This is a genomic window from Streptomyces sp. NBC_01485, assembly GCF_036227125.1.
GTDB lineage: Bacteria > Actinomycetota > Actinomycetes > Streptomycetales > Streptomycetaceae > Streptomyces.
The window spans coordinates 4,422,583-4,434,799 of record NZ_CP109435.1; the positions used below are offsets into that span (position 1 = coordinate 4,422,583).

At 73.6% G+C, this 12,217-nt stretch carries 10 protein-coding genes and 1 pseudogene; 6 read left to right on the top strand and 5 right to left on the bottom strand.

Features of this window, described 5'->3' with window-relative positions:
- Nucleotides 1–36 precede the first annotated feature (36 nt).
- The 5 genes from OG352_RS20140 to OG352_RS20160 all read right to left on the bottom strand — a co-directional run bounded on the left by OG352_RS20140 (nt 37) and on the right by OG352_RS20160 (nt 4,872).
- Nucleotides 37–756, bottom strand: coding sequence for an ABC transporter (locus OG352_RS20140; RefSeq protein ID WP_329218692.1), 720 nt, complete (start codon nt 754–756; stop codon nt 37–39).
- Nucleotides 744–2,309, bottom strand: a complete 1,566-nt coding sequence (locus OG352_RS20145) for an ABC transporter permease (RefSeq protein ID WP_329218693.1) — start codon at nt 2,307–2,309, stop codon at nt 744–746. Before OG352_RS20145 ends, OG352_RS20140 begins: the two co-directional genes overlap by 13 nt.
- Nucleotides 2,306–3,211, bottom strand: coding sequence for an ABC transporter ATP-binding protein (locus OG352_RS20150; protein ID WP_329218695.1), 906 nt, complete (start codon nt 3,209–3,211; stop codon nt 2,306–2,308). The genes OG352_RS20145 and OG352_RS20150 overlap by 4 nt, the downstream gene beginning before the upstream one ends.
- Before the next feature lie 196 nt (nt 3,212–3,407).
- A complete protein-coding gene (locus OG352_RS20155) occupies nt 3,408–4,250 on the bottom strand; it encodes an anti-sigma factor family protein (protein ID WP_329218696.1) in 843 nt (280 codons plus the stop codon).
- Nucleotides 4,251–4,320: 70 nt separating this feature from the next.
- On the bottom strand, nt 4,321–4,872 hold the full coding sequence (locus tag OG352_RS20160; protein WP_329218698.1) for an RNA polymerase sigma factor: 552 nt from the start codon (nt 4,870–4,872) through the stop codon (nt 4,321–4,323).
- Between the two features lie 177 nt (nt 4,873–5,049).
- Between OG352_RS20160 and OG352_RS20165 the strand changes: the two are divergent.
- The 6 genes and pseudogenes from OG352_RS20165 to OG352_RS20190 all read left to right on the top strand — a co-directional run.
- Nucleotides 5,050–5,436, top strand: a pseudogene (locus OG352_RS20165) (GntR family transcriptional regulator); the annotation flags it as partial.
- A gap of 176 nt (nt 5,437–5,612) precedes the next feature.
- A complete protein-coding gene (locus OG352_RS20170; protein WP_443072485.1) occupies nt 5,613–6,506 on the top strand; it encodes an ABC transporter ATP-binding protein in 894 nt (297 codons plus the stop codon).
- Nucleotides 6,503–7,549, top strand: a complete 1,047-nt coding sequence (locus OG352_RS20175) for an ABC transporter permease (protein ID WP_329218700.1) — start codon at nt 6,503–6,505, stop codon at nt 7,547–7,549. The genes OG352_RS20170 and OG352_RS20175 overlap by 4 nt, the downstream gene beginning before the upstream one ends.
- Nucleotides 7,546–8,547 (top strand): hypothetical protein, encoded by a 1,002-nt coding sequence (locus tag OG352_RS20180; protein ID WP_329218701.1) that lies wholly within the window; start codon nt 7,546–7,548, stop codon nt 8,545–8,547. Before OG352_RS20175 ends, OG352_RS20180 begins: the two co-directional genes overlap by 4 nt.
- 161 nt (nt 8,548–8,708) lie before the next feature.
- Nucleotides 8,709–11,066 carry an RNA degradosome polyphosphate kinase gene (locus OG352_RS20185; RefSeq protein ID WP_443072306.1) on the top strand — a complete coding sequence of 786 codons (2,358 nt, stop codon included), beginning with the start codon at nt 8,709–8,711 and terminating at the stop codon, nt 11,064–11,066.
- Nucleotides 11,047–12,204 carry a CHAD domain-containing protein gene (locus tag OG352_RS20190; RefSeq protein WP_329218703.1) on the top strand — a complete coding sequence of 386 codons (1,158 nt, stop codon included), beginning with the start codon at nt 11,047–11,049 and terminating at the stop codon, nt 12,202–12,204. The genes OG352_RS20185 and OG352_RS20190 overlap by 20 nt, the downstream gene beginning before the upstream one ends.
- Nucleotides 12,205–12,217 lie beyond the last annotated feature (13 nt).

Here is a 12,217-nt window from a genome sequence, read left to right on the forward strand (position 1 = left end):
GGTGGGTGGGGGCTCGGGATGGCATCCGCCTTGTCCTCAGGCTCCCGCAGCGGGGGTACCCCCGGACGGGCTGATTCTTGCCCCCTTCGTCAAAGGCTCCGGGGTCCATATCGCGCTCAGCGTCAGCGTCGCACCCAGTACCACCGCCCATCTCACCTGCGTGGCCACCCAGTAGGGGTCGTGCGGGGTGCCCAGTAGGCCCCATTTGTTGGGGACCAGGAGTGTGACCCCGGCTGCTACTCCCAGCCAGATCGCCATGCTCCTGCCCGCTTCCGGGGTCGCTGTGAAGCGGACGGCGAGGGTGGCGAGGGCCAGGGCGGCGCAGGACATGGCCGCTGCTTCGAGGGTGGCCGGGCCGAGGGCGGGGCGGGTGGGGGCGGGGACGAGGAGGAGGGCCGTCGCCCACCAGAGGACGGTGAGCGGGGCCACGAGGGCCAGGCGCAAGGCGGTACGCCGGGGGCGGCCCACCGGTGTCGCCTCGGTCGTGTTGCGGGCGGGGTCGTCCAGGAGGAAGACCAGGCCCAGTGCGCCGGTGAGGGCGGTGAGGCGCAGGACCAGTTGTCCCAGGTCGGCGTCCGGTGCGGTGTCCGGCAGCCGTGTCGTGGCCGCCAGCAGCAGGCCCACCCCGCCGGCGGTGGTCAGCGCCCGCCGGGGGAGGCTGCGCCACACCGGCGTCACCAGGGTCCGGAGCAGGGCCGCCGAGGCTCTCCCCGTCTCCGCTCCCTCTGTCTCCCGCGCTTCTGCTACTCCCCGCACTTCTCTGCCTCCTTCGGCACCTTGACCCCCAGCAGCGTCGCTGCCTGGGCGGTCGTCGTCTTCGCGGATGTCAGATCCGTCCAGTGGGCCTTGACCCGGGCGGTGATCTCGGCGCGCGGGCGGTCCAGGAGCTCGCGGACCACCGTCGTCTGCGCCGCCGTCATGCTCAGTCCGTTCGTGGGGGCCAGGACCTCGCCCGAGCCTGTCGTGCCGTCGTCCAGCCGCACGTTCTGGAAGGTGGCCATCGGGGTGGGGTCGGCGCCCAGCACCAGCCACATGACGGTCACCCCGCGGGCGTCGCACATGTCCCGAGTCGTCACGTCCTCCGAGCCGCCCACCAGGACCGCGGCCACTCCGACCGCGAACTCGGGGACCCGGTTGCCGCCCCAGCGCGTGCCGACCGTCACCCGGCCCGGGGTGGCGGACGGGGTCAGAGCGCCGTCGACCTCCACTCCGCCGCTGGCGTCGATGCGCTGGCGGACCGTCAGGCCCGCGTCCGCCGCCGTGCCTCCCGCGAGGGACTGGACGCGGTCGACGACCTCCGCCCAGTCGGACCGCACACCGTTCCACTCGGGGAACGAGCAGTACGTCGAGCCGCCGTGCGTCGTGCACGACTGGACCTTCTGAGGCGTCTCGGACGCCGTCCTGCGCGCCGCTTCCAGGGCCGCCGTGTCGCGCGGGATCTGACCGACCACGCCGGCCGCGGTGGCCGCCAGGGCGAGGGCGGTCGCCGTCTTAACGGCTCGGGTACGGCCGCCGGACACCAGCAGCGCCACGCAGGCCAGCAGGACGCACCCGCCTGTCACATACAGCGCGTGCCAGCCGGCGGGGCGGCCGAGCAGGTCGGCGGGGACCGGGTCGCCGCCACCGGAGTCGCCGAAGAGGATCGGGGAGAGCCAGCCCACCCAGTTGTCCTCGGTACCGACGAGGACGGAAGCCATGATGCCCAGCAGGTACATGGCGATGACGAACACTATGGGGGCGAAGGTGGAGGGCACCAGGCGGGCCAGCAGGATGCCCGTGATGCCGGCCAGCAGGACGCTCAGGGGGCCGACGGCCAGTTCCCCGAACGAGCCGTGCCCGATCGCGCCGGGCTTCAGCGCCTCTCGGATGAACTCGCCCGCGACGACGAGCGCGGTGAGCGCCGCGTACGGGATCACGGACAGCACATGGGCGAGCGTGCGCCGCCAGGGTTCCATGGGCAGGACGCCGAGCTGCTGGACCGTGCCGTGCTTGCGCGAGCGCAGCGCGGCCGAGTTGGTGCAGATGAGCATGGCGATGGCGAACAGCAGCGGTGTCACCTGGGTGCGGCGGTCGACCGTGTTGAGGACGGGGAAGTCGTCCATGCCGTCCTTGCTCATCAGCCGCAGGGCGACGAAGCCGACGTACAGGGCGAAGAGAAGCAGCACCGGGGCCTGTAGGAGCAGCTCACGGGCCTCGAAGCGGGCCAGGGCCAGGACGGCTCCTGTGCGGTGGCTTTCACGCGGGGGCTCGGTGAGCGTGGCGGCGGGTTCCTCGATCGTCGAGGCCGGAGTCGTGGTCGGGGTGCTCATGCCGGCACCTCCGCGCTCTCGCCGTCGAGGGCGAGCAGATAGCCGTCCTCCAGGGTGGGTTCGAGGAGGTCGGCACCCGCCGGCGGGTCGCCGATGTTGCGGAAGCTGCCGGTGCCGGTGCGCCAGCCGGCCAGGGCGTTCGGGTCGCGTTCCGTGCTGCTCCAGACCCGGCCGTCCGCGCGGGCGGTCAGGTCGGCCGGGGTGCCCTCGAAGCGGATGCGGCCGCGGGCCAGGACCACGACTCGGTGGCAGAGCATCGCCACGTCCTCCGTCTGGTGGGTGGACAGCAGCACCGTGCGCCCCTCGCCCGCCTGGGCGATCAACTCCCGGAACCGCATGCGCTGTTCGGGGTCGAGGCCGACGGTCGGCTCGTCCAGCACGAGGAAGCCGGGGTCGCCGACGAGCGCGGCGGCCAGGGCGACGCGCTGCCGCATGCCGCCGGACAGCCGCTTGATGCGCTTGCCGCGCATGTCGGAGAGGTCGACGGCCTCCAGCACGCGCCGCACCTCGCGCAGCCGGCCGGCGCGGTCGGTCAGCTCCTTCAGGATCGCCACGTAGTCGACGAAGTCGAAGGCCGTGAAGTCCGGGTGGAATCCAGGGGTTTGGGGCAGATAGCCGAGGGTGCGGCGCAGGGCGAGGCGTCCGGCGGCGGTACCGGGGTCGTGGCCGAGGGCGGTGAACCCGCCCCCGTCGGGAGGCACGGCCGTGGCCAGCACGCGCAACAGGGTTGTCTTTCCGGCACCGTTGGGGCCGAGCAGCCCGGTGACACCACGGCTCAGCCGCAGCGAGACCCCGTCGAGGGCGCGGGTGCCGCCGAAGCGCAGGGAGAGGTCGGTGGCCGTCACGGTGACGGGGCCGAGGGCCGCTCCGGCGCCGTGGCCGGGGGTGGACGCGGTGGTCATGCGAGGCTCCTGGAAGTGCGGTCGGCCGGCGAAGTGTGGGGGGTCGGTGACGTGCGGTTGGCCGGCGAAAGGCGGTGGGTCGGCGACGTGCGGTGGGCCGACGAAGGGCGCTGGGTCGGCGAGGCCGGGGTCGGGGTCGGGGTCGGGGTGGGGGAGAGGGAGTTGGGGAAGGCGATGGTGGGGGTCGGGTGGCGGGTCATGCGGTGCCGCCGTCCTGGAAGCCGGCCAGCGGGCGGGCGTCGAAGCGGTCCCGGGCCTGGTAGAGCAGCAGGGCGGCGAGGGCCGCGACCACTGCCGCGGCGGACTGGCCTGCCGCCGTGAAGGGGGCGAGGGTGTCCTGTGCGGGCGTCCGGGCCGTGGCCACCAGCAGCAGCGTCAGCCAGCCGCCGCCGACCAGGACGGGTGCGACGACCGGGCCCAGCCGGGCGGTCAGCGCAAGGCCCGTCGTGGTGAGGGCGAGCGCGGGCAGCAGCCAGGACAGGGCCAGCAGCCCGTACCCCGGAAGGGCCAGCGTCGCCAGGCCGTTGAACACCAGGCCCGCGGTGAGCACCGCGACCGTACGGATCATCAGCAGCCGGAAGCCGTGCAGCGGGGCGACGACCGCCATCTCGTACGTCGGGTCGAGGGACGGGCCGTACGACAGGGCGACCCCGGCGAGCGGGAGCAGCGGGGCGAGCGCGAGGAACAGCGCGGGCTTGTCCACCACGCGCACCGCCAGCACCGTCATGACCAGCAGGAACAGCACCGACAGCAGCCAGGAGCGGCGCAGCACCGGCGTCGCCGCGAGCAGCCGCGCGGTGTGGTCGGCGACGCCGAGCCGCACCAGCAGCCGTTCGAGCAGGGCAGGACGCGGCGCGTCCAGCTCGGCGTCCAGCCGCTCCCAGGCGGTGTCCAGCGCGACCGGGTCGGTAGCCCCCGCGAGCCGGGCCCGGCACTGGGCGCACCCGGCGAGGTGGGTGTCGGCGGACCACAGCAGGGGCGGTGCCAACTCGCCGTGCGCGTAGGCCCGCAGGTCTTCTTCAGCCACGTGCCATGTCATGCCAGGTCCTCCCTCGACTGCTCGTCGCCCACGCGACCGCGCGGGCCCACTCCGCTCACGTACCGCCGCCTCATGCCAGCGCCTCCCGCAGTTGCTTGCGGGCACGCAGCGCCCGCGTCTTGACGGTGCCGGGCGGGATGCCGAGCAGAACGGCCGCCTCCCGGGTGGTGAGCCCGTCTATGACGGTCGCCTGCAGGACGGCCCGCAGCTCCGGCGAGAGGCGGACGAGAGCCCCGGCGAGGTCGCCGTGCTCCACCCCGGCGAGCACGCGCTCCTCCGCCGAGACCTCGTCACGGTGGCGCAGCCGGGACAGCGCCTGACGCAGCCGGCCGCGCGCCCCGTCGCCGCGCACGGCGTCGACCAGACGGCGTGCGCCGATGCACCACAGCCAGCCGGCGGCGTCGCCCGAGGGGCCCTCCTCGCGGTAGCGGGCGGTGCCGCGCCACACCGCGAGGAACGTCTCCTGAACGACGTCGTCGACTATCCCGGCGTCGGCGCAGCGGCCGCGCAGGCGCGCGGTCAGCCATGGTGCGTACCGCCGGTATAGCTCCTCGAAGGCGTGACGGTCCCGGTCCGCCGCGATGGCCCGCAGCAGCTCCCCGTCGCTTCTCGTTTCGCTCACAACCCTTCATCGGACGAGCCCCGCCGATCGGTTCACGATTCCCGACACAATTTTTTCGGCCCCGCCCGCACCTGCCTCGCCCTCGCCCTCGCCCCCTCCCCCACACGTCGATCTTGACTTCCGCGCCGCCTTCCACCACCCTTTCACTACTCAATTAGTGAAAGGGTGGTGTTCCGAGTGGTCGAATACCGCATCGACCGGCACAGCGGTGTCGCCACCTACGTCCAGATCGTCCAGCAGACCAAGCAGGCCCTGCGCCTGGGCCTGCTGGAGGCCGGCGACAAGCTGCCCACCGCTCGCGAGGTCGTCGAGGCGACCGCCATCAACCCGAACACCGTGCTGAAGGCGTACCGCGAGCTGGAGCGCGACGGGCTGGTGGAAGCCCGGCGCGGCCTCGGCACCTTCGTGCGGCGCGGGCTGAACACCGCCCCGGCCGACTCGCCCCTGCGCGCCGACTCACCGCTGCGCGCCGACCTGGACGTCTGGGCCGACCGCGCCCGGGCGGCCGGGCTGGACCGCGACGACGTCGCCGCGCTCTTCACCGCCGTACTCGACGAACAGTTCGCCGCAGCCGCACCCGCACCAACAGCCACAGCCGTACCGACAACCGCACCCGCACCCGCACCCGCACCCGCACCCGCACCCACACCCACACCCGCACCCGCACCCGCACCCGCGCCCACCCCCGTCCCCGACGACCCGCACGACCTTCAGGGAGACCCCTCATGACCGACACCGCCATGGCGGCAACCGCGCTCGGCAAGCGCTTCGGCCGGCGCGGAGGCTGGGCGCTGCGCGAGTGCACGTTCCGCCTTCCCGCCGGACGCGTCTGTGCCGTCGTCGGCCCCAACGGCGCGGGCAAGTCCACGCTCCTCGCCCTCGCCTCCGGCCTGCTGGCCCCCACCGAGGGCCGGGTCACCGTCCTCGGGACGGACCCGGCGTCCGCACGCGCGCGTGTCGGTTACGTCGCCCAGGACAAGCCGCTGTACCCGCAGCTCACCGTCGCCGAGACCCTGCTCGTGGGCGCCGACCTCAACCCGGGCCGCTGGGACGCCGAGACCGCCGAGCGGATCGTTTCCGCAGGCGATCTCGACCGCAAGAAGAGGATCCGCGCCCTCTCCGGCGGCCAGCGCACCCGCGTCGCGCTCGCCCTGGCCCTCGCCAAGCAGCCCGAACTGCTCCTGCTCGACGAGCCGATGGCCGACCTCGACCCGCTGGCCCGGCACGAGCTGATGGGCACCCTGATGGCACGGGCCGCGCAGTACGGCACGACGATCGTGATGTCGTCGCACGTGGTCGCCGAACTGGAGGACTCCTGCGACCACCTGCTGCTGGTCGGCGACGGCCGGGTACGCCTCGCCGGTGAGCTCGACGACCTGCTCGCCGCCCACGCGCGCGTGAGCGCACCGACCGAATCCACCGCCCCGGACCAGGCCCTGTTCCTGTCCCCGCACACGGTCGTCGAGTCCCGGGTCACCGGCCGTCAGCTCACCGCCCTGGTGCGCCCGGCGGGCCCGCTCGCCGACGGCTGGCGCACCTCGACGCCCTCCCTGGAGGAGCTCGTCCTCGCCTACCTGCGCAACCCGCAGGCCACCCCGCTCACCCCGGCCACGCCCGAGGAGGCCGCCGTATGACCGCACTCACCGTCTCCCCGGCTGCCTCGAAGGACGCCGACGGACGCTCCCCCGGACACCGTCCCGGACCGCGCTGGCTGCTGCGCCTGCACCGGCCCGCCCTGTACGTCTGGACCGGCCTCGTCGTCGTCCTGGCCGCCGCCCTGGTGTGGCTGTGGGGTCCGCTGACCCACGGTGCGATCGAGGGCTGGCGCCAGTACAACGCCTGCCGCGACGAGGGCCCCTGCCAGTACGACCAGGACGCGATCGTCCGCTACAAGAGCGTGTACATGTACGCGACCGGCGCGCTGACCGGCCTCCCCTTCCTCGTCGCCGCGTGGGCGGGCGCCTCCCTGTTCGGCCGCGAGCTGGAGCACGGCACCGCGCAGCTCGCCTGGACGCAGGGCGTGTCGCCGACCCGCTGGCTGGCCACCAAGCTGGCCGTGCCCGCTGTCCTGGTCGCCGCCGGCACGGGCCTGCTGGTCACGCTGCACCGCCTGATGTGGTCGGCGGGCGACGGCCGGATCGACACCGCCAAGACCTGGTCCGACAACCTCACCCTGCACACCAACGGGACCACCACCATCGCGTTCGCCCTGACCGGACTGGCCGGCGGCGCCTTCGCGGGCGTGCTGCTGCGCCGTACGCTGCCCGCGCTGACGCTCGCCTTCGGCCTCGTCGCCGCCGCGCGGGTGCTCGCCGACCTGGTCATGCCCCACCTGTGGCCGGCCGTCACCCGCGTCACCAGCCTCGCCGACGGCTACGGCGGCTCGGGCATCAAGGTCGACTCGGGGCTGGTCACCTCCACCGGCGCGCACATCGCCGACCCCGGCTGCGGGCCGACGTTCGTCCCCGGCTGCGAGGCGGTGTACGCCCGGCTCGACGCCACCGGCTTCTACACCACCTACCACCCCGAGTCCCACTACTGGCCCCTCCAGCTGACCACGACCGCCGCCCTGCTGGCCGTGGCCGCCGCCCTCGCCGTGGCCGCGTTCGTCCTGCTCAGGCGTACGACCGCGACCCGGCCCAGCGCCCCGCGCGCGGGCGAGGTGACCACCGTATGACCGACGTCGCCGATGCCCGCCCCCGCGCCGCCGTCGACCGCCCCCACCACGACGCCTGGGGAACCGCCCGCACGGTGCTGCGCGTGCACCGCGCCGCCGTCCGCGTCTGGGCGCTGGCCGTGGTGGTCCTGAGCGGCTGGCTGGTGTGGTTCACCGAGACGGTCGCCAAGGACACGCGCGCGGAGACGGAGGCCTGCGACCGCGCGGGGCGGGACCTCTGCGACCTGACCGTCGGCATGGTCGGCTACGGCGAGACGGTCGACTGGATCGGCCTGCTGACCTCGTACCTCTTCCTCGCCGTGGCCGCCTTCGCGGGCGGCGCGCTGTTCGGGCGCGAGCTGGAGAACGGCACCGCGCGGCTCGCCTGGACCCAAGGCGTCACGCCCGCGCGCTGGCTGGCCGCCAAACTCGCCGTCCCCGCGCTCGTGGTGACCGCCGGCGCCACCGTCCTGGTCCTGGTGTTCCGCTGGGCCTGGGGCGGCGACCACGGCCTGCTGTACGACGGCTGGACGTCCGACGCCGCATACCTCTCGCGCGGCCCGGCCACCGTCGCGTACGCCCTGTGCGCGCTCGCCGTCGGCGCGGTCACCGCGCTCCTGCTGCGCCGCGCGCTGCCCGCCCTCGCCGTCTCCGTGGCCGTGACCGGGCTGCTCGGCCACGTCGTGGCGCGGTTGCGCGCCTCCTTCTGGCCCACCGTGACCGTCACCTCGCCGTCCCCGACCGGGGAGCTCGACCACCCGGCGTCCGCGTGGGAGGTGGAGAGCGGCTCCGTGGTCCACGGGCGGCATGTCCCGGACTTCGCCTACTGGCGGTGCGACGGAACGGCGGCCGAGACCCGGCGCTGCCTGGCCGACCTGGGCGTCGAAGGCTCGTACGTGACCTACCACCCCGAGTCCCACTACTGGCCGCTCCAGCTCGTGGAGACCGGCGTCGTCCTCGCCGTCACGGCCGCCGCGACCGCCGCCGCCTTCTGGCTGCTGCGCCGCCGCACGGCCTGAAAACCGCGAGACCCAGGTGCGTACGTCCCTCATACCTACGGGGGAGGGCAAGACGTACGCACCCCGCGCGACCTCCCGCGACCCCCGCGAGCCGCCCCCCGATATCCCGCACGCCATGTCGCCGTAACCGTCGGTTCAGACGACCTTGCGACGCTCGGTGAATGAACCCCGACGTGCCCGAGCCTTCGCCGCCCCCCGAGGGGAATCACCCCTACGGGACGCCCGCCGCGCTGCCGCCCGCACGTTCCGACGCGCCCGTCACCCTGTTGGCGCGAAAGAATGGGTCCATGAGCCAGTCAGACGCCCAGGCACAGGTCCAGCACGCGCAGCCCTCCGTGGGCTCCATAGCCGCGCACCGCCCGCACACCGTGTCGGCCGTGGTGTCCGACCTGGAACCCGACATCGACGCCGACCTCGACGCGTACGAGGAGTCACCCTACGACGGGCCCGAGCTGCCCCAGGGCCGTTTCCTCGACCGGGAACGCAGCTGGCTCGCCTTCAACGAACGCGTCCTGGAGCTCGCCGAGGACCCGAACACGCCCCTTCTCGAACGGGCGAACTTCCTGGCCATCTTCGCCAGCAACCTGGACGAGTTCTTCATGGTCCGGGTGGCCGGACTGAAGCGCCGCATCGCCACCGGCGTCGCCACCCGCTCCGCCTCCGGTCTCCAGCCGCGCGAGGTGCTGGAGATGATCTGGGCGCGCTCGCGCGAGCTCATGGCCCGGCACGCCGCGACCTACCACGAGGACATCGCCCCCGCCCTCGCGGAGGAGGGCATCCACCTGGTCCGCTGGAGCGAGCTGACGGAGAAGGAGCAGGCCCGCCTCTTCACCCTGTTCCGGCACCAGATCTTCCCGGTCCTCACGCCCCTGGCCGTCGACCCCGCGCACCCCTTCCCGTACATCTCGGGTCTCTCGCTGAACCTCGCGGTCGTCGTCCGCAACCCGGTCAGCGGCCACAAGCACTTCGCGCGCGTCAAGGTGCCGCCCCTGCTGTCCCGCTTCCTGGAGAGCTCCCCCGGCCGCTACGTCCCCATCGAGGACGTCATCGGCGCCCACCTGGAGGAGCTGTTCCCGGGCATGGAGGTGCTGGAGCACCACGCCTTCCGGCTCACCCGCAACGAGGACCTCGAGGTCGAGGAGGACGACGCCGAGAACCTGCTCCAGGCCCTGGAGAAGGAGCTCATGCGCCGCCGCTTCGGGCCGCCGGTGCGCCTGGAGGTGGAGGAGTCCATCGACCGCGAGGTGCTCGACCTGCTGGTGCGCGAGCTCAAGATCAGCGAGGCGGAGGTCTACCCGCTCCCCGGCCCCCTCGACCTCACTGGTCTCTTCCGCATCCACGGCCTCGACCGTCCCGAGCTGAAGTACAAGAAGTTCATCGCCGGCACCCACCGCGACCTCGCCGAGGTCGAGTCGGCGTCCGCGCCGGACATCTTCGCGGCCCTGCGCAGCCGCGACGTCCTGCTGCACCACCCCTACGACTCCTTCTCGACGTCCGTGCAGGCGTTCCTGGAGCAGGCGGCGGGGGACCCGGACGTCCTCGCCATCAAGCAGACCCTGTACCGGACCTCGGGCGACTCGCCGATAGTCGACGCGCTGATCGAGGCCGCCGAGTCCGGCAAGCAGGTCCTCGTCCTGGTCGAGATCAAGGCCCGCTTCGACGAGCACGCCAACATCAAGTGGGCGCGCAAACTGGAGGAGGCCGGCTGCCACGTCGTCTACGGCCTGGTCGGCCTGAAGACGCACTGCAAGCTGTCGCTGGTGGTCCGCCAGGAAGGCGACACGCTGCGCCGCTACTGCCACGTCGGCACCGGCAACTACCACCCGAAGACGGCCCGGCTCTACGAGGACCTCGGCCTGCTCACCGCGGACCCGCAGGTCGGCGCGGACCTCTCCGACCTGTTCAACCGGCTCTCCGGCTACTCCCGCCGCGAGACCTACCGCCGGCTGCTCGTCGCCCCCAAGTCCCTGCGCGACGGCCTGATCTCGCGCATCGACAAGGAGGTCCAGCACCACCGCGCCGGACGTCCCGCGCACATCCGCATCAAGGTCAACTCGATCGTCGACGAGGCCCTCATCGACGCCTGCTACCGCGCGTCCCAGGCGGGCGTGCAGGTCGACGTGTGGGTGCGCGGCATCTGCGCGGTGCGCCCGGGCGTGCCGGGCCTGTCGGAGAACATCCGGGTCCGCTCGATCCTCGGCCGCTTCCTCGAACACTCCCGCGTCTTCGGCTTCGGCAACGGCGGCGAGCCCGAGGTGTGGATCGGCAGCGCCGACATGATGCACCGCAACCTCGACCGCCGTATCGAGGCCCTGGTCAGGGTCGTCGACCCGGCCCACCGGGCGTCCCTGAACCGGCTGCTGGAGACCGGCATGTCCGATGCCACCGCCTCCTGGCACCTCGGCCCGGACGGCGAGTGGACCCGGCACGCGACGGACACGGACGGCGCGCCCCTGCGCAACGTCCAGGAGATGCTCATAGACGCGCGGAGGCGCCGGCGTGGCACAGCGACACCATGACCTGACGGACCTCACGACCGGGCCCGTGACCACGGGGGACGCCCTCGGGGGCTACCTCCGTGACCAGGCCACGGAATTCCTGCGCGCCCTGCGCCTGCACCGGGAGACGGGGGGCGCCACGTCGAGCATCGCGGCCAACACGTCGGCGAACGGTGTGCAGGAGCGCGTCGACGCGGTGCGCGCCCTGCGCCGCTCGGCCCGCCGCATCAGCGGCAGCCTGCACACCTTCCGGCCCCTCCTCGACGCCGAGTGGTCCGAGGGCATCCGCCCCGAACTGGCCTGGCTGTCCGGCACACTGGCCCTGGAGCACGCGTACGGGGCCCGGCTGGAGCGGCTGCTGCTGGCACTGAACCGGCTCTCGGGCGCCACGCCCACACCGGTGCCGCCCCAGCCCCAGCCCCAGCCCCAGGCTCAGGCTCAGGCTCAGGCTGCGACCGGCACAGGCGCGGGCACGGGCGGCCGGTCCGCCGTCACCCCCACCTCCGCCCCCCGGCCGACCACCACCCCCGACCGCGGCAACCTCACCGTTGGCGCGGCGAAGGCGGGAGCGCTCCTGGACCGTCAGCTCACCCTCGCCCGCACCCGGGCCCACTCCACCGCCCTGCAGGCCCTCGGCTCCGCCCGCTTCCACGCCGTCGCGGACCAGGTCGCCGTCCTCGCCAGCGAGGTCCCGCTCACCCCCGCCGCGCCCGCCACCGACCTGCGCCCGCTCGCCAGGGCGGCCGAGGAGCGCCTCTGCGACGCGGTCGGCGCGCTCCCGCTGCTCACCGCGGGCAGCCCGTACAACGCGGAGGCCCTGATCCACGGCCTGTCCGCGGAGCCGGCCCCGCACCCGCAGGACGCGCCCTGGCACCAGGTCCGGCTGCTGCTGCGCCTGCACCGGTACGCGTGCGAGGTCGTCCACGGCCGCGGCACCCCGCTGGACGTCCGCCTGCTGACCGCCGGTCAGGCCCTCGACCGGCACCGCGACGCCTCGGAGGCGTCGTCCGCCGCGGCCCAGGCGGCCCGCACGCCCCGGATCGCGCCCGCGACCGCGTACGCACTCGGCGTGCTGCACGCGGACCAGCGGCATGAGGTGGAGGCGGCTCGGTACGCGTTCCAGCGTTCCTGGCAGCAGCAGACCATCGGCACGCCCTGACCCCCAGGCCCCG

What these genes read in the sequence shown, in the direction of transcription:
- OG352_RS20145 (WP_329218693.1), bottom strand. Translation starts at nt 2,309, where the DNA reads ATGAGCACCCCGACCACGACTCCGGCCTCGACGATCGAGGAACCCGCC.
- OG352_RS20150 (WP_329218695.1), bottom strand. Translation starts at nt 3,211, where the DNA reads ATGACCACCGCGTCCACCCCCGGCCACGGCGCCGGAGCGGCCCTCGGC.
- OG352_RS20155 (WP_329218696.1), bottom strand. Translation starts at nt 4,250, where the DNA reads ATGACATGGCACGTGGCTGAAGAAGACCTGCGGGCCTACGCGCACGGC.
- OG352_RS20170 (WP_443072485.1), top strand. Translation starts at nt 5,613, where the DNA reads ATGGCGGCAACCGCGCTCGGCAAGCGCTTCGGCCGGCGCGGAGGCTGG.
- OG352_RS20175 (WP_329218700.1), top strand. Translation starts at nt 6,503, where the DNA reads ATGACCGCACTCACCGTCTCCCCGGCTGCCTCGAAGGACGCCGACGGA.
- OG352_RS20180 (WP_329218701.1), top strand. Translation starts at nt 7,546, where the DNA reads ATGACCGACGTCGCCGATGCCCGCCCCCGCGCCGCCGTCGACCGCCCC.
- OG352_RS20185 (WP_443072306.1), top strand. Translation starts at nt 8,709, where the DNA reads ATGAACCCCGACGTGCCCGAGCCTTCGCCGCCCCCCGAGGGGAATCAC.